Raw genomic sequence first — 16,225 nt, forward strand, 5'->3', positions numbered from 1 at the left:
CTGCTCGGCGACGGCGTCCCCGGGCTGCGGTTTCCCGGAACGCCGGTGATGCGGGAGGCGCTACGCCCGCCGCTGCGGCGCGCCCTGCTCGGCGAGGACACGCTCTTCGAGCTCGACCTGCGGCCGCTCGCCACGCCGGGTGACGGAGCGGCGCACGAGCAGGACCGCGGCGCCGGGCAGGCTCGCCACGAAAGCCAGCACGCCGTAGATCACGGCGGTGGTGAGCCCCTGCGCCGCGCCTAGGCCGGCGGCGGCGAAGGCCCACGCGGCGACGCCTTCGCGTGGGCCCCAGCCGCCGACGTTCAGCGGCAGCGCCATCGCCAGCAGCGCCAGCACCACCAGCGGCACGAGTTCGGCGATCGGCGCGGTGGCTCCGGCCACCCGGGCGGCCAGCACGAACATCCCGAGATACCCCGTCAGGACCGCCACGGACGAGAGCGCGACACCGGGCCACACCCCACGCCCGAGCAGGCCCTGCCGTACCTCGGCCAGCATGCCGCGGACGGCGCGTTCGGCCCGCGAGGCACCCCGCCGGGCCCGCAGCCCAAGCGCGGCCGCCGTCAGCAGCACGGCCACCGCGGCCACGGACAGCGCGACGGCGGGCGAGGTGAGGATGCGGCCGACCGGCGCCAGGACCGGGGAGGGCCGTACGAGCAGCACCGCCGCCCCCGCGACGAGCAGGACGAGTTGGCCCGCGGTGCGTTCCAGGACCACCGCACGGACGCCGCGGCCCAGGTCACCGGAGGTGCGACCGTGGCGTACCGCGCGGTGCACATCGCCCAGCACGCCGCCGGGCAGGGCCGCGTTGAGGAACAGCGCCCGGTAGTAGTCCGCGACGGCCCGGCCCAGCGGCAGTCGCAGTCCGAGACCGCGGGCCACCAGCGACCAGCGCCAGGCGCTGCACACCGTGGTCAGCAGGCCGATCGCGAGCCCGGCCAGCAGCGTGGCGGCGTCGATCCGGCGCAGGCCCGACACGAAGGCGTCGGATCCCAGATGCCACACCAGCGCCACCAGGATGGCCAGTCCCGCGAGCATCCTGAGCCACGCCGCCCAGCGGGACCGGTCCATCACGCGCTCCCGGAGACGGGCCGGGGCAGCGCCAGCAGATCGGTGTGGTACACCTCGACGTTCAACTCCCCCGCCGCGCACTCCTCCAGCCGGCGGCGCAGATAGGCCACGGCATCGGGCGCCAGCTCCGGGCGCTGGGCGTGCGCGGCCCCGACCCAGCCACGCAGCCATTCGGCGATCAGCGCCGATTCGACGCAGCCGAGCCGCCAGGGGCTGGACCGCACCAGGACCGTCGCACCGCGCCGCTCGAACGCCGCGACCGCCGCCGCGATCGCATCCGGACCGAGCAGCGCGCGGCCCTGGTCCGTACGGCGCTGATGGTCGTTGAAGGCCTCGGCGATCTCGGTATCGAGGGGATCGGGCGGGGTCAGTTCGACCCGCCCGGCGACGGAGAGCGCCAGCAGCGCCGGGCAGCCCGCGCCGACACAGGCCTCGGCGAGGTCCTCCACCTCCTCGCGGGTGAGCAGGTCGAGCAGCGCGGAGGCGGTCACCAGCGAGGTGCCGGCGAGGTCGGCGGCGCTGAGGTCGGCCAGATCGCCGCGCGTGGTCGTGGCCTCAACGGGCGTGCCGTCGGCGGCGGTTATCGGCATCCGCGCCCCGGCGTGCGCGAGCAGCAAGGGGTCGTGGTCGTGCAGGACCCAGTGCTGCGGCCCGGGCAGCCGGACGGCGAGCCAGCGCCCCATCGAGCCGGTGCCACAGCCGAGGTCACGGATCACCAGCCCCCGGCTGCCGTCCGGAGCCGGCTGCGCAAAGAGCCGTTCGCGCAGCGGACGCAGCAGTTCCGGAGCGCGCGCTGCGGCATCGGCCCGTTCGCGCAACTCCAGCCAGTCAGGGGCGAATCGGGGCCGGTCGGTGGCATTCATCGGGTGCTCCGGGGCTCGTGCCGAAGCCGATCGAGCGTCCCGGCCAGACTGTGCGACGTCATCTCCCACCCCTCCAGCATGGCACGCCGGCCGCGTGCCGCTTCCCTCAGCCGGCCGCGGAGTTGCGGATCGCCGAGCCAGTCACGGAGCGCCCCGGCGAGCGCCGCCGGCCGTCCGGGCGGTACCAGAAGTCCGGGAACCCTGCCGTCCGGAGCCCGGCCGACCGCCTCCGGTACCCCGTCCACGTCCGTGGCCAGGACCGGAATCCCGCGCCCCAGCGCCTCGGTGACGACCATGCCGTAGGTCTCGGCGGACGAGGCGAGCAGCAGCAGATCGGCGGCGGCATAGCGCGCGTCCAGCGCGGCGCCGGCCTGCGGCCCGGTGAAGGTGATCCGGTCGTCGAGGCCCAACTCCGTCACCCGGTCGCGCAGTTGGTCGGCGTAGCCGGTGTCGCGGCCGAGCCCGCCGACGAAGGTGCAGCTCCAGGGCAGATCGGCGACCTCCGTCAGCGCCTCCACCAGGAGGTGCTGGCCCTTGCGCGGGGTGACCGACGCGACACACAGCAGTCCGGAGGCACCGTCGGTGCCGGGCGCGGGGGGTGCCGGGTCGGCTCCCGGCCTGGCGACATGGACGCGCGCGGCCGCCAGTCCGTGGTGCGTGACGAGCCGGCGGGCGGCCCAGTCGCTGGTGGCCACCACGGCCTCGGCGGCGTGCAGCGTGCGGCGTTCGCGGGCGTCCAGCTCCGCGGCCACGGCGGCATCGAGCCCGGTCTCGTCACCCAGCGGCAGATGGACGAGGACGGCGAGCCGCAGCCGGTCCGCCTCGGGGCGGAGCACTTCCGGGACACCGCAGGCGACCAGCCCGTCGAGCAGGACCACGGCGTCGTCCGGTAGCCGCGCGAGATGCTGCGCCAGCCCCACGCGGGCGGCGGCGTCCGGCCGCGGCCAGCTTCCGTGCGCGGCATACGGGCGCACCCGCCAGCCCGCCGCGGGGAGATCGCGGCACACCCGGCGGTCGTAGGTGTTGCCGCCGCTGGGCGCCGCCGGATCGTCGACGTCGCCGGGCAGGACCACATGCACCACGCGCTCCGCCGTCGCCGTGGCGCCGGTGCGGGTCACAGAGTGCGCTCGTAGGTCGCCCAGGCGATGTGGGATTCATGCAGGGTGACCGATATGCCGGTCAGCTCGCGGGCGCCCTCGCCGAGGTTGCCCGCCTGGATGCGGTCGGCGAGCCGGTCGGCAATCACCTTGGCCAGGGCCTCCGTCGAGGTGTTGATGCCGGTGAAGGCGGGCTCCTCGTCGAGGTTGCGGTAGTTCAGTTCCCCGACCACGGCACCGAGTTCCCGGGTGGCAAGGCCGATGTCGACGACGATGTTGTCGTCGTCGAGCTCCGGCCGGCGGAAGGTGGCGTCCACGAGGAAGGTCGCGCCGTGCAGACGCTGTGCGGGGCCGAAGACCTCGCCACGGAAGCTGTGGGCGATCATGAGGTGATCGCGGACGGTGATGCTGAACAAGGCCGTTCCTCCGGTGTGATGTCGGTCTCAGTGACGGTGTCGCGAGAGGGCGAATTCAGGCGGTCCACGGGGCCGTTGCGGACCCCGCCTAGCCGTCCGCCGGGGTGTACCGGATGCGGTGGCACAGCGCGGGGAGGTCGCCGGAGGCGAGCCGGGGCATCACCCGCGGCAGGTCCTCGAAGGCGGATTCGCCGGTGACCAGCGCATCGAAGGCGGGGTCGGCGAGCAGGTCGAGGGCGAGCGCCAGCCGGTCGGCGAAGGTACGACGGGCGCGCCGGGCCGGGGAGACGGCACCCACCTGACTGCTGCGCACGACCAGCCGGCGGGAGTGGAAGGCCTCCCCCAGCGGCAGGCTGACCTGCCGGTCGCCGTACCAGCTCAGCTCGATGACGGTGCCTTCCTGGGCGAGGAGTTCGAGCGAGCGGGCCAGCCCCCGCTCGGTGGCGCTGGCGTGGACGACCAGGTCACAGTCGCCCCTCGCGTCCTGCGGCAGCGCGAAGTCCACCCCCAGCGCCTCGGCGGTGGCGGCCCGTGCGGGGTCGGCGTCGACCAGCTGTAGCCTGACACCGGGAAAGCGGGCGAGGACCGCGGCCACACTGCAGCCGACCATGCCCGCACCGACCACCGCGATCCGGTCGCCGACCAGCGGCGCGGCGTCCCACAGGGCGTTCACCGCGGTCTCGACCGTGCCCGCCAGCACAGCGCGCGAGGCGGGGACGGAGTCCGGTACCGGGGTCACCGCACTCGCCGGGACGACGTAGTGCGTCTGGTGCGGATAGAGGCAGAAGACCGTGCGGCCCAGCAGGGCGGACGGCCCCTGCTCGACGACTCCGACGTTGAGATAGCCGTACTTGACCGGTGCGGGGAAGTCGCCTTCCTGGAACGGCGCCCGCATCACGGCGTGCTGGCTCTCGGGGACACCCCCGCGGAAGACCAGGGTCTCTGTGCCACGGCTCACACCGGAGCAGAGCGTGCGCACCAGGACTTCGTCGTCACGGGGCTCCGGGACCGGCACCGTCCGGATTTCGCCCTGCCCTGAAACGCTTAGCCAAAAGGCACAAGCGACGCGCGGCATAGGGATCCTCCTGGACGCTACGCGGATGGTTCAACAATGCTGGGGATCATGGGGACGCCGTCACGATACGCAACACCCTTCGACTCCGCCACACGTCACGGGAGGCATGGTGGCCGTACAAGAGCGCTACGACACAAGGCCGTTCGGACCGGACATTACGGCAGGAATGGGCGTGCAGCTGTTGCTGCTGGAGGTGCTGTGCCGCGCGGTCGGCCTGAGCGTGGTGGGCTGGCTGACGGGCCTGGTCTTCGCGGTGGCCACCTGGGCCGTCCTCACCGTCGCGGTGCGCCGGTCATGGACCCTGACGTTCGGACCGGCCAACCGCGTCACGCTGGCCCGCACCATCCTGGTCGGCGGGGTGACGGCGATGGTCGCGGACTCCTTCGGCCGGCACGTACCGGTCGCGGTGCTGATCGCGTTCGCCGCCGTGGCGCTGGTCCTGGACGGCGTGGACGGAAAGGTGGCGCGGTACACCGGGACGGCGACCCCGCTCGGAGCGCGGTTCGACATGGAGGTCGACGCCTTCCTGATCCTGGTGCTCTGCATCCACCTCGCGCTGCCGCTGGGCGCCTGGGTCCTGGCCATCGGCCTCATGCGGTACGCCTTCGTCGCGGCCTCCTGGGCGCTGCCGTGGCTGCGCGGGGCACTGCCGCACAGCATGGCCCGTAAGACCGTGGCGGCGCTGCAGGGCGTCGTGCTGGTGGTGGCCGGTGCCGGGATCCTGCCGAGGGCATCGGCGGCCGCGGCGGTCGCGGTGGCGCTGGCGCTCCTGGTGTGGTCGTTCGGGCGTGATGTCGCGTGGCTGTGGCGGGTCCGGGAGCGGGCGGACGCGGCGCGGGTGCCGACGGTCCGTGCGCGGCACGTGCCCGCGTGGTCCGTCACGTCCCGGCGTGCCGCCCCAGATAGATGACCATCGCCAGGAAGAGCAGCAGGAGCTGGGTGACGACGATGTGGAGCAGGACCCGTCGCCAGAGGCTGTGCCGGGGGGCCCGGTGGGTGAGCAGCACCGCGCCGGGCAGCCGCGCCAGCTGGGTTCCGGGCCGGACCGCGGCCGTACGGGAGTGCGGGATGCCGCAGCGCGGCGAGGTGGTGCGAGGTGCGGTGCTCTCCGGGCAGGCACGGCCGCGGCCGGGGGCCGTGCGCAGCGGTCCCCCTCCGGTCGGCCGCCCCCGGCAGGGGCGTACGGTGCCGTGCCCGGAGGGCGTGGGTATGCAGGTACGGGAGCGGACCGCCCGCCACGGCGGTGGCCCCTTACGCCTTGCTGCGCCGGACATCAGCGCTCACCCTTTTCCGTCGCAGGACGAGCGGAGGGTTCCGGTCCGGTCACCGAGCGGGGAACGGAGCGGGCGGATCACGAGGCCGCCCCCACGGCTTCGGCCGCGGACAGTGCGCCGGCCTCGGCCCGACCCGGCGGAACCCAGGCACCGTTCACCGCTGCGCCCCGTCCCCGGGACGAGGAGCGGACCGCGTCACGCGCACTCGTTCCCTTACCGATTCGGCGAAACCGCCCACGCATGTCCTCCGCGTTCAGGCCGACCGGCCGTCGCGTCATCTGTTGAATTGCGGAATTCTGCAACTGTAGACGACGGGGCCGGGCGACTTGCAGGGGTGGGCCCTGCCCGGGACGGTCCCGGCGCCCGGGTGCGTCCCCGCCCGGTCGCCCGCCGGCCACGGTCCGGCTCAACGGCATTTTCCCTCATGGTAATTGCGGAAGGCGGACGCCGGAACCGCGCCCACGGCGTGGTGTGCCGGATGATTTCCGATGGACAGCTCCGTCCTTCAACCACAGAGTGGCGTCCATGACTTCATGGATACGGCACACCACGATCGACTGTACCGACGCCTACCGTCTGGCCGGCTTCTGGGCACAGGTGCTGGGTGGAACGCTCGCCGAGGACGACCGGCCGGGCGATCCGGAGGCCACGGTCACGACCGCCGGCGGTGCGCTGCTGTTCCTCACGGTGCCCGAGACCAAGACGGTGAAGAACCGGGTGCATCTGGATCTGCAGCCGCAGGACCGGAGCCGGGACGAGGAGGTCGAGCGGCTGCTGGCGCTCGGCGCGACCCTGGTGGCCGACCACCGCCGGGCCGACGGGACCGGGTGGGCGATCCTGGCCGACATCGAGGGCAATGAGTTCTGCGTGGAGCGCAGCGCGGTGGAGCGGGCGGGCTGAGCCTGCGTCGGCCGTGCGAGACAGCGGCGCTGCGGGGGCCGGGCGGCAGCGGCCCGGCACCCTCGGACGGCCGGGGCGACCCCGGCCGGGGCGACCGCCTCCCCCGCGGCCGTTGGGGTGATCAAGCGGGCCCGCTGCCCCCGGGCCGGTGTCGTCGGCCGGGCCTGGCGCGTTGTTCCTCCGTGACCGTTTTCCGCGCCCGACCGTGGTTTCTGCCGACCAGCCTCGCGGCTTTCCTGACCGAGGTGTGGCCGGACGGGCCGGCTGATGCCCCGTCGGACACCGGCCCCGACGCCCGCCCCGACGCCCCCGATGCCCGTCCCGACGCTCCGTCCGATGGCCGGTCCGATACCCGGTCAGCTGATTCCCGGTCCGCCGGTTCCGTGCCGTGCGGCGAGGCGTTCCACACCGGCGACGAGAGCCCGCGGGACCCCGCTGACCGGCCCTGATGGGCGGTCCGGTGCCTGCCTGGGCACCGGACCTGACGGCGTGTCGCACACCGGCGGCCGTACCCACCGTCATCAACGGCTCACCACATGTGGCGAGCGGGCATGATCGCCCATAGCTTCGCCTCATGGCGCTACGACAGATGAAATACCTGAGCTGCGTCGCCGCGATGCTGGTCGGCGGACTGGGCGCGGCCGCACCGAGCGAACCGGCCGGATACCACGTCGTCCACCCCGGCGAATCGATCCAGCGGGCGGTGAACAGGGCGCGGCCGGGCGACACCCTTTTCATCCGTCCCGGTCATTACCGGGGAAGCGTGCTGATCACCAAGCCGCGGCTGCGCCTGATCGGCGCGGGCCGCCGTACGGTGATCGGTCCGTCCGGCAAGCGGGCCCAGAACGCCTGTGGGCGCGAGGGCAACGGCATCTGCATCATCGGTGAGCGGGGCAGGAGGCTGCACGGCGTCACGCTGCACGGGCTGACCGTCCAGGGCTTCCGGAAGACCGGCATCTGGGCCTCCCGCACCGACCGGCTGACCGTGCACCGGGTGACCGCGCGGCGCAACGGCGTGTGGGGCATCGCGCAGGAGAGGTCCACCCGCGCCGCGATCCGGGACAACACCGTCACCGGCAACGGCGACTCCGGCATCTACCTCGCGAACGTCGTGGGCGAAGAGGGCGGTGCCACCGACAACCGGGGCGCCACGATCACCGGGAACCGGCTGTCCCACAACCGGATCGGCATCACCCTCCAGCGTGTCCGGAATCTGACGGCCGCCCACAACAGCATCGCCGGGAACTGCGGCGGCATCTTCATCGTCGGCGACGAGTCCCGTCCCCGGGCGGGCGCGCTGACCGTACGGGACAACACCATCGTCAAGAACAACAAGCACTGCCCCGCCAATGGCCGCCTGCCGTTCATCCAGGGGGTCGGCGTCCTGCTCACCGGCACCGAGCAGGCGCTGGTGCGGCACAACCTGATCCGCGAGAACCGCGGCGCCTCCCCGTTCTCCGGCGGGGTCGTGCTCTTCCCCAGCTTCGTGAAGTCGCTCAACGAGCGCAATGTCATCAGCGACAACATCGTGCTGCGCAACAAGCCCGTGGACCTGGCCAACCGGGACCGCGCCGGCCGGCACAACCGGTTCATCAGGAATGTGTGCCGGACCTCGCAGCCGGCCGGACTGTGCCCACGGCCGCACCGGGAGCACAGGATGCACCCGTCGTCAACGGGAGAATAGAGGCGGAATGACCACCGTAAGTCCCACCCCCCAGCCGGCCATGCAGCTGCGTGAGCTGATCTTCGGCGCCGCGTGTGCGGCGGCCGTACGGGCGGCGGCGCGCCTCGGGGTCGCCGACGCGCTCGGCGACCGGCCCACCACCGCCGAGGAGCTGGCCACCGCGGTACGGGCCGAGCCGCGGCCGCTGGAGCGGCTGCTGCGCACCCTGTCCTGCTACGGAATCTTCGCGGAGACCGACGACGGGAAGTACGTCCACACGGACATGTCCCGGCTGCTGCGCGAGGACAACCCCCACAGCCTGCGCTACATCTCCCTGTGGTGCACCGAGCCGTGGACCTGGGACGCCTGGCCGCGGCTCGACGAGGCGGTGCGCTCCGGCCGCAACGTCTTCGACGGCCTCTACGGCAAGGGGTTCTTCGAGTACCTGCACCAGGACGCACCGGAGTCCGCCGAGGTCTTCGACCGGGCGATGACGACCTCCAGCAAGCAGTCGGCGCAGGACATCGCCCAGCTGCTCGATCTGGCCGGCGCGTCGTCGGTGGCGGACATCGGCGGTGGTCAGGGGCACGTCCTGGCCAGCCTGCTGGAGAAGTACCCCGCGATGCAGGGCACCTTGCTCGACCTGCCCACGGTCGTGGCGAACCCGGACCCGCGGCTGCGGGACGGCGGCCCGCTCGCCTCACGGGTACGGATCGTGCCCGGTGACTGCCGGAAGGAGATCCCCGTCCAGGCCGATGTCTACATCATCAAGAACATCCTGGAGTGGGACGACGAGAGCACCCGCCGCACGCTGCACAACGTCGTCGGGGCCGCCCGTCCCGGCGCCCGCGTCGTGATCATCGAGAACCTCGTCGACGACAGCCCCTCGATGAAGTTCACCACGGCGATGGACCTGCTGCTGCTCCTCAACGTCGGCGGCGCCAAGCACACCAGGTCCAGCCTGGTGAGCCGGATGACGGACGCCGGGCTCAAGGTCGGCGAGCTCCGGGTCGTCAACCCGTATCTGCACGCCTTCGAGTGCACCGTCCCCGAATGAACCCGGGCATACACGGCAGGTCGCCCGGCGAGGAGACTGCTCCTCGCCAGGCGACCTCGCCCCTGCCCGGGCCGGCGCGGAAGCCGGGGGCCCGCCCCGGCTCCGGGTACGCGTCAGCCGCTGCCCTCGCACTGCCAGCTGTAGAACTGCTGGGCCTGCGCATCCTTGGGGCTGCGCCAGGTCTCCGGGTCGTAGGCGCTGACGAACGCGGAGAGCCGCTCGCTGACGTTGCGGAACTCGGGGTGCTCCGCCACCTTGGCGATCTCCGGGCCGGGCGGCCGGTCGGATTCGATGAGGTGCAGATACACGTCACCGAACTGGAAGAGCGTCCGCCGCTTGACCCCGACCAGGTGGGGCAGCTCCGTACGGTCGGAGGCCCGGAAGACCTCGGCGATGTCCGGGGCGGAGCCGGGTGCCATGCGGGCGACGATCAGAGCGTGATGCATCAGGGGGGTCCCTTCATTGCCGCCGGGTGGCGGTCCGGACGCGGCCTGGCGGGCCGTCAGCTGACGGTGGCGGAGCGACGCTCGCGGTCCCGCTGTTCGATCTTGTCCCGGATGAGTTCCATCTGGATCCGGGAGTTGCGGTTGATGAGCTCGGTCATGCCCTTGTCGTCGATCGGCGCGTCGGGCTTCATCGCGAAGTCCTGGGTCCAGTGCATCGAGGTGCCGCCCGGGATCTCGGCGTACTTCCAGTGGATGTCCATGTGCGCGAAGGGACCGGTCTCCACGCGGCGGGCGCGCACCGTGCGGCCCTGGCGGTCGACGGTCCGCTCGGAGACCCAGCTCCAGACGGTGCCGTTGTCGTCCGGGTGCATCGTCAGCCGGAAGGTGGTCTTGTCGCCCTCCCTGGACAGCACCTCGACGGAGGCGTACTCGCTGAACAGCTGCGGCCAGTTCTCGATGTCGTTGGTGATGTCCCAGACGAGGTCGAGGGGCGCCGCGATGGTGATGTCGTTCTCGGTGTGGCCGGACATGTCAGGCTCCTGTCGTAGGAACGGATTCGGGTGCGGTGTTGACGAGGTCGAGGAAGTCGCGCGGCGTCTTGCAGCGCTCGGCGTCGGTCGGCATCGGCCGGCCCTGCCGGTTCTCCAGCTCGCCCACGATGCCGAGGAGGCCGAGCGAGTCGAGGCCGAACTCGGCGAAGGTCGCGTCGGGCCGGTTCGCCAGCTCCTTCGGATCGACGGTGAGGCCGGCCGCGGACTTCATCAGCGCGGCCAGCTCATTGAGCGTCAGTTGAGCGTTCATGCGGGGTTCTCCTTCTCACGAGGGGGACCCGGAGCCCTGCCGCAGCACCATTGCCGCGTTCGAGCCCATCAGTCCCCGGCTCAGCACCAACGCCGTCCGCAACTCGCCGGGGCGGGCCCGGCCGGTCACCACGTCGAGGTCATGGCAGACGTCGACGACGTTGGGGGTGGGCGGCACGACGCCGTGCTCCATGGCGAGCACCGCGGCCGCGGCGTCCAGAACGGGGGCACCGCAGTACGCCCGGCCGGTACCGGTCTTGGGTGCCGTCACCGGGACCTGCGCGGCGTGCCGGCCCAGGGCGTCCGCGAGCGCCAGCGCCTCGGCCCGGTCGGCCGCAGGGACACCGAGCGCGTCGGCGAACACCACGTCTATCTCCTCCGGGGCGCACCGTGCGTCCTGGAGTGCGCCGCGGATCGCATGCGCCAGCCCCTCCCGGGACTCCTCCCACAGGGAGGCCCCGGTGAAGGTCGCGGCATGCCCGGCCAGCACCGCACGGACGGTCGCCCCGCGGTCGACGGCGGCCGCCTCCTCCTCGACGATCAGCATCGCGCCGCCCTCGGCGGGCACGAATCCGCACGCACCGCTGGTGAACGGGCGGTAGGCGCGGGCCGGATCGTCGAGCCGGCTCAGATCGTCGTAACCGAGCTGGCAGACGACCGAGTAGGGGGCCAGCGGTGCCTCCGCGGCGCCCACGACGACGGCATCGGTGCCGCGCCGTATGGTGCGGGCGGCATGCGCCAGCGCGTCCAGGCCGCCGGCCTCGTCGCTGGCCACCACTCCGCACGGCCCCTTGAAGCCGCCACGGATGGAGATCTGGCCGGTGCTCGCCGCGTAGAACCAGGCGATGGACTGGTACGGGCCGACGTAACGGGAGCCCTGGCCCCAGAGCCGTTGCAGCTCCCGCTGGCCGAACTCACCACCGCCCGATCCGGCGGCCGTGACGACTCCCACCGCGAACGGCGAGTCCGTGTAATCGGCGCGGCCCATCCGGGCGTCGTCCAGCGCGAGGTTGGCCGCCGCCATGGCGAAGTGCGTGAACCGGTCGGTCTGGACGAGGTAGCGCTCCTCGATCAGATCCCCCGGATCGAAGCCGCGGACCTCGCCCGCGACCTTGAGCGGCAGATGTTCACACCCGTCGCGGGTGACGTGGTCGAGGACGCTGATGCCCTCGACGGTCGCCTTCCAGAAGGTCTCGGTGCTCACCCCGTTGGGGGCGATGACGCCGATGCCGGTGACGACGGAGCGACGTTCCTTCGGGGAGCTCATCATGCCCTCCCACCCTGTCGGGTCAGTACCACCGCTGACTGGAAACCACCGAACCCGCTGCCGACCGAGAGCACCGAACGCAGCGGCAGCTCCCGTGCCGTCTTGGGCACGTAGTCGAGGTCGCACTCCGGGTCCGGAGTCTCGTAGTTGGCCGTCGGCGGCACCACCTGGTGCGTGAGTGCCAGCACACAGGCCACGATCTCGATCGCGCCGATGGCCCCCAGTGAGTGGCCGACCATGGATTTGATGGAACTCATCGGGATTCTGCGGGCGTGTTCGCCCAGGGACCGCTTGACCGCGGCCGTTTCGTGCCGGTCGTTCTGCTGGGTGCCCGAGCCGTGGGCGTTGACGTAGTCCACCTGTGTGGCGTCGAGCCTGGCGTGGGCCAGGGCCCGGTTGATCGCCTCGGCCATCTCCAGGCCTTCCTGGGTCAGGCCGGTCATGTGGTAGGCGTTGCCGAAGGTGGCATAGCCACGGATCTCGCAGTGGATACGCGCGCCGCGGGCACGGGCGTGTTCCAGCTCTTCCAGCACGAGGACGGCGCCGCCCTCCCCCATCACGAACCCGTCGCGATGGGCGTCGAACGGCCGTGAGGCATGGGCGGGGTCGTCGTTGTTGGGGGAGGTCGCCTTGATGGCGTCGAAGCAGGCGACCGTGATCGGGGAGATCGGTGAGTCCGAGGCACCGGCGATGCACACATCGGCCTTGCCCTCCTCGATGGAGTGGAAGGCGTAGCCGATGGCGTCGAGGCCGGAGGTGCAGCCCGTGGAGACGGTCTGCACCGGCCCGTGCGCACCGACCTGCTCGGCCACCGCGGAGGCCAGCGAACTCGGGGAGAACGCCCGCTCCAGGTACCGGCCGGCCGGACGGTGGTCGACATCCCACCGCTGCCCGTGGCCGCTGACGGCGACGTAGTCGTGTTCCAGCCGCGTGGTGCCGCCGACGGCGGTGCCCAGGGACACCCCGATGCGCCAGGGATCCTCCGCCCCGGCGTCCAGTCCGGCGTCGCGCAGCGCCTCGCGCGCGGCGACCATGGCGAACTGGACGTACCGGTCCGAGCGGGCCACCTGCTCGCTGCTCAGACCGTGGGCCGCGGGATCGAAGTCGCACTCGGCGGCGATGCGTGAGCGGAACCCCTCCGGGTCGAAGAGGGTGATGCCACGGGTCGCCGTGCGTCCGGCGGACAGCAGGTCCCAGAAGGCGGGCACCCCCACACCGCCGGGCGCGACGATACCGACGCCGGTGACCGCCACGCGGCGGGTCATGACACCGGCTCCGTGCGTTCGGGCGGTGCGGCGGGGGTGCTCTCCTCCGTGCCCTCGGTGTCGACGTGGCCGAGCTCGGGGCGCGGGGCCAGCGGACCGAGGTGGAAGACCATCCGGGCCTCCACGTCCCCCACATTGCGGAAGCGGTGCCGCATATAAGGGGGAATCAGCAGCCCTTGGTCCGGGCGCAGCGGGTGCGCCTCCCCGTCGAGGTCCACTTCGAGCGCGCCCTGGACGACGTACACGAACTCCTCGGAATACGGGTGGTAGTGCTCGCCGATGCGCTCGCCGGGCTGGACGAGTGCCATGCCCATGAAGCCGCTCGTGGCGCCCACCGCGGTAGGTGTCAGCATGGCGCGCAGGTCACCTCCGCGCCGGCGGTTGGGCTGGGTCTCGCTGAGGTCCACGATGCGTGGGCGGTGCGTGGTCATGGCTGATTCCTCCAGGGGCGTGGGGCCGGCGGTTGAGGGGGACGGAACCTGCTGCGGGCGGGTGCGCTCAGGCGTCCGGCGCCCAGCGGTCGGTGATGAGGGCCATGTCGGAGCGCTCCAGGAAGTGCGCCACCTCGCGGTCGTTCGACAGACCGCCGGCCTCATCGGTGTCGAGGAGGCGCCGCAGCACCGCCGTCTTGCGGGGACCGCGTACACCCAGCGCCAGCATGGGATCGCTGTCGAGGGGGATCCGCAGGTCGATGAGCCGGACCACCACGTCGTCGCGCTGGAAGACGGTGCTGCCGGTGATGGGGCACTGCGGGTCGTCCGCGGCCAGCTCGTCCTGGTGGGCCAGCATCCTGGCCAGGGCCATCCCGCACCCTTCCTTGGCGGGGTAATACAGCGCGTGCCGGCGGATGCCGTCGGGCTGCTGCCCGCTCGCCGAGACGTGGTGCACCGCGGGCAGCGCGGCGCGGGTGAAGAACACCCGGGCGGAGTTCGGGTCGCTGAGGTCGCGGTCCTGCTCCAGATACGGGTTCACGGCCTCCTCGACGGCCCGGATCTCGGGCTGCTGGGAGATGTGACGCAGCGCCGCGACCAGGTCGCCCTGTACCTCCACGGTGCGCACGACGCGGTTGCCGTGCATGAACAGGGAGGTGCGGCGCAGCCGCGTGGTGTCGTCGACCCGGGCCTCCGGAGAGGCGTAGCCGGCGAGGATCTCCGCGACCATCGATTCGCTGCCCGGCTTCACGGTGAAGGTCAGTGCGTGCCGGACGATGCCGTCGCCGACTCGGGGGTTGGCCTGCAGCCGGCCCTTGGGGGGCTCGGGGGCGAGGCTGGCGATGTTCGAGGTCTCGCGCAGGACGCTGAAGCGCAGCGACCGGGTGTCGCGCACACAGCTGTGCAGCGGCTGGACCATCTTGACGTGTTCCTCGCTGTTGACCCAGGCGAGGAAGGGCGGTGCGCTCTCCCACTCACTGGTGATGAGCCACTGCGAGGGGTTCTCGATGGACTGGCACAGTTGGTCGTTGATGTGCCCGGGGACGGACGCGACCTGATTGCGCAGGTGCTCATAGGCTTCCATGAAGCGCTGCTGGGCTCCGTCGTGGAGATCCAGAAGCAGCACGACCCGAAGCCGCGAGCCGTCGAAGGCTGACTGGGATATTCGTTCCGACAGCGTTGTCATCGTCTACGCATCTCCTTCGGGGCCCGATGGCCCCAGTGGTGCGTCGTCAGTTCCGGTGCGATCCGGTCACTGAGCCGAATGGTGGGGCGGCCTGCCCGGTGTCCTGGGGGGCGTCCCGGATTCGATCGTGGCCGGGACCCACGGGCGGCGCGAGATCTGTGAGCCATGCAGGTGAACGTTGATCGAACAGAGCCGGTGCCGAGCATCCGTGCTCCATCTGCCGTACCCGTCCGTGCCGCTGGAGCACGCGCGGAACCCCACCGCCGGGCCCGGAGCCCGGCACCCGTCGTGGCCGCGCCCCTGGTAGGCGCGTCGCCTCGCCGTTCCCGGGGCGTCCGGGCGCCCGTCAGCCGCGGGCAGGGACGCCCGGACACGTCCCGCCCACGCGGGTGACAGGGAACGACGTCCACACGGGGGACCGTTCGGGCAGGCCGGTACCGAACACCGGGTCCGCGGGGCTGCGTCGCCCGGGGCCGCCAACCACGGGGGCCGGCGGGCCCGTTCACGCGCGGGCGGCGGCCGCCTGTGGACGGCGGGACCGGGTCCGGCGCGCCGCACGGCACCCGGACCCGGCGGACTCCCCCGGCAAGCGCGGCACCCGCCACTTCCGTCGCGCAACTTCCATGCTGAAAACGGGAGTTGAGGTCACCGGCGAGCCTTCGTGGCATGCGGCCGGGCGGGCGCGGAGCGGTACCCGGCCCACCGGGTCCTCCGCTCCGTCGCCCCGGGCCGATACGAGGCGCCCCCACCGGCGCGGAACACAGGGGCCGGACCCGTGGCACCCGAGGCTGCTGAGCAAGAAGCGGCCGACGGACCGTCCGCCCGGGCGCGAACGTATCTTCTGCCCGTCACCACCGCAGGGGCATCTGAGAGCCGTCCCGGCCGCGTCCCGCAACTCGGGGGCCGAATTCCGGTTGAGTCCGGACATGGACGCCGAGAAGCCCGCCTCGCACCCCTTCCAGCGCATCTCCCTCCCCCGCCGGCCGCCGCCGCTGCTCCCCACCCGGCCGTCCCCACCGAGCCGCAGCCACCCCCGTCACGGCGACCGGCCGCGAAGAACACCCCGTGGAGCAACGCCCCGCGGAAGAACGACTCACCAAGAAACACCCCACCGAGAAACACCCCGCCGAAAAACGTCGCACCGAAAAACGCTCCGACGAAGAAGCCCGCCGACACTCCGACCGACACCGACCCGCGCTTCGCCCACGGGCCGCTGGGCGTGCTGGACGAGGACGGTTCGCTGTACTGCGTCGGTGGTCTGGTCCTCGACTGCCCGGCGAAGTCCCTCCCGGCGCTGGTCGAATGGACGCTGTCCGAGGCGAAGCTCGGTGCACCGCGCCTGCACCGGTCCGGCAAGGACGCCGACCCGCTGATCGTGCTGACCGCTGCGGCCACCGGACGCCTCGGTCTGCCGGCC

17 protein-coding genes and 1 pseudogene are annotated in these 16,225 nt (G+C 72.3%); 5 read left to right on the forward strand and 13 right to left on the reverse strand.

The window, feature by feature from the left end:
• Positions 1–60 precede the first annotated feature (60 nt).
• The 5 genes from EST92_RS12550 to EST92_RS12570 all read right to left on the reverse strand — a co-directional run bounded on the left by EST92_RS12550 (position 61) and on the right by EST92_RS12570 (position 4,519).
• The gene (locus EST92_RS12550) at positions 61–1,068 is read right to left on the reverse strand and encodes a lysylphosphatidylglycerol synthase transmembrane domain-containing protein (RefSeq protein ID WP_174243996.1); all 1,008 of its coding nucleotides are present in this window, start codon (positions 1,066–1,068) and stop codon (positions 61–63) included.
• Complete coding sequence (locus EST92_RS12555) at positions 1,068–1,931, reverse strand: class I SAM-dependent methyltransferase (protein WP_129281015.1); 864 nt, start codon at positions 1,929–1,931, stop codon at positions 1,068–1,070. The genes EST92_RS12550 and EST92_RS12555 overlap by 1 nt, the downstream gene beginning before the upstream one ends.
• Positions 1,928–3,049, reverse strand: coding sequence for a glycosyltransferase family 4 protein (locus EST92_RS12560; protein WP_129281016.1), 1,122 nt, complete (start codon positions 3,047–3,049; stop codon positions 1,928–1,930). Before EST92_RS12560 ends, EST92_RS12555 begins: the two co-directional genes overlap by 4 nt.
• Positions 3,046–3,444, reverse strand: a complete 399-nt coding sequence (locus tag EST92_RS12565; RefSeq protein WP_129247030.1) for a 6-carboxytetrahydropterin synthase — start codon at positions 3,442–3,444, stop codon at positions 3,046–3,048. The genes EST92_RS12560 and EST92_RS12565 overlap by 4 nt, the downstream gene beginning before the upstream one ends.
• Positions 3,445–3,532: 88 nt before the next feature.
• Positions 3,533–4,519, reverse strand: coding sequence for a zinc-binding alcohol dehydrogenase (locus EST92_RS12570; protein WP_129281017.1), 987 nt, complete (start codon positions 4,517–4,519; stop codon positions 3,533–3,535).
• Between the two features lie 166 nt (positions 4,520–4,685).
• Here EST92_RS12570 and EST92_RS12575 point away from each other — a divergent pair, with 166 nt between their 5' ends.
• On the forward strand, positions 4,686–5,429 hold the full coding sequence (locus EST92_RS12575) for a CDP-alcohol phosphatidyltransferase family protein (protein ID WP_129281028.1): 744 nt from the start codon (positions 4,686–4,688) through the stop codon (positions 5,427–5,429).
• Here the strand turns inward: EST92_RS12575 and EST92_RS12580 are convergent.
• The gene (locus EST92_RS12580; protein ID WP_129281018.1) at positions 5,398–5,793 is read right to left on the reverse strand and encodes a hypothetical protein; all 396 of its coding nucleotides are present in this window, start codon (positions 5,791–5,793) and stop codon (positions 5,398–5,400) included. The genes EST92_RS12575 and EST92_RS12580 overlap by 32 nt on opposite strands.
• Before the next feature lie 525 nt (positions 5,794–6,318).
• Between EST92_RS12580 and EST92_RS12585 the strand changes: the two genes are divergently transcribed.
• The 3 genes from EST92_RS12585 to EST92_RS12595 all read left to right on the forward strand — a co-directional run bounded on the left by EST92_RS12585 (position 6,319) and on the right by EST92_RS12595 (position 9,413).
• Positions 6,319–6,693 carry a VOC family protein gene (locus EST92_RS12585; RefSeq protein ID WP_129281019.1) on the forward strand — a complete coding sequence of 125 codons (375 nt, stop codon included), beginning with the start codon at positions 6,319–6,321 and terminating at the stop codon, positions 6,691–6,693.
• Positions 6,694–7,267: 574 nt separating this feature from the next.
• Complete coding sequence (locus tag EST92_RS12590; RefSeq protein WP_129281020.1) at positions 7,268–8,377, forward strand: right-handed parallel beta-helix repeat-containing protein; 1,110 nt, start codon at positions 7,268–7,270, stop codon at positions 8,375–8,377.
• 7 nt (positions 8,378–8,384) lie between these two features.
• Positions 8,385–9,413, forward strand: a complete 1,029-nt coding sequence (locus EST92_RS12595; protein WP_129281021.1) for a methyltransferase — start codon at positions 8,385–8,387, stop codon at positions 9,411–9,413.
• A gap of 113 nt (positions 9,414–9,526) precedes the next feature.
• On the opposite strand, the gene EST92_RS12600 is transcribed toward EST92_RS12595, so the two are convergent.
• From EST92_RS12600 to EST92_RS12630, 7 genes are all read right to left on the reverse strand, one after another.
• Positions 9,527–9,859 carry a TcmI family type II polyketide cyclase gene (locus tag EST92_RS12600; RefSeq protein WP_093481888.1) on the reverse strand — a complete coding sequence of 111 codons (333 nt, stop codon included), beginning with the start codon at positions 9,857–9,859 and terminating at the stop codon, positions 9,527–9,529.
• Between the two features lie 56 nt (positions 9,860–9,915).
• The gene (locus EST92_RS12605) at positions 9,916–10,389 is read right to left on the reverse strand and encodes an SRPBCC family protein (RefSeq protein WP_129247019.1); all 474 of its coding nucleotides are present in this window, start codon (positions 10,387–10,389) and stop codon (positions 9,916–9,918) included.
• Between the two features lies 1 nt (position 10,390).
• Entirely contained in the window at positions 10,391–10,660 is a 270-nt protein-coding gene (locus tag EST92_RS12610; protein WP_006606508.1) for an acyl carrier protein, read from the reverse strand.
• A gap of 15 nt (positions 10,661–10,675) precedes the next feature.
• Entirely contained in the window at positions 10,676–11,926 is a 1,251-nt protein-coding gene (locus tag EST92_RS12615) for a beta-ketoacyl synthase N-terminal-like domain-containing protein (RefSeq protein WP_129281022.1), read from the reverse strand.
• Positions 11,926–13,191, reverse strand: coding sequence for a beta-ketoacyl-[acyl-carrier-protein] synthase family protein (locus tag EST92_RS12620; protein ID WP_129281023.1), 1,266 nt, complete (start codon positions 13,189–13,191; stop codon positions 11,926–11,928). Before EST92_RS12620 ends, EST92_RS12615 begins: the two co-directional genes overlap by 1 nt.
• Positions 13,188–13,622, reverse strand: coding sequence for a cupin domain-containing protein (locus EST92_RS12625; protein ID WP_006606505.1), 435 nt, complete (start codon positions 13,620–13,622; stop codon positions 13,188–13,190). Before EST92_RS12625 ends, EST92_RS12620 begins: the two co-directional genes overlap by 4 nt.
• A 67-nt stretch (positions 13,623–13,689) precedes the next feature.
• Complete coding sequence (locus tag EST92_RS12630; RefSeq protein WP_129281024.1) at positions 13,690–14,808, reverse strand: SchA/CurD-like domain-containing protein; 1,119 nt, start codon at positions 14,806–14,808, stop codon at positions 13,690–13,692.
• 1,189 nt (positions 14,809–15,997) lie between these two features.
• Here EST92_RS12630 and EST92_RS12635 point away from each other — a divergent pair.
• Positions 15,998–16,225: pseudogene (locus EST92_RS12635) on the forward strand (transcriptional regulator); the annotation flags it as partial.

The organism is Streptomyces sp. TM32 (assembly GCF_004122755.1).
GTDB classification, from domain to species: domain Bacteria; phylum Actinomycetota; class Actinomycetes; order Streptomycetales; family Streptomycetaceae; genus Streptomyces; species Streptomyces sioyaensis.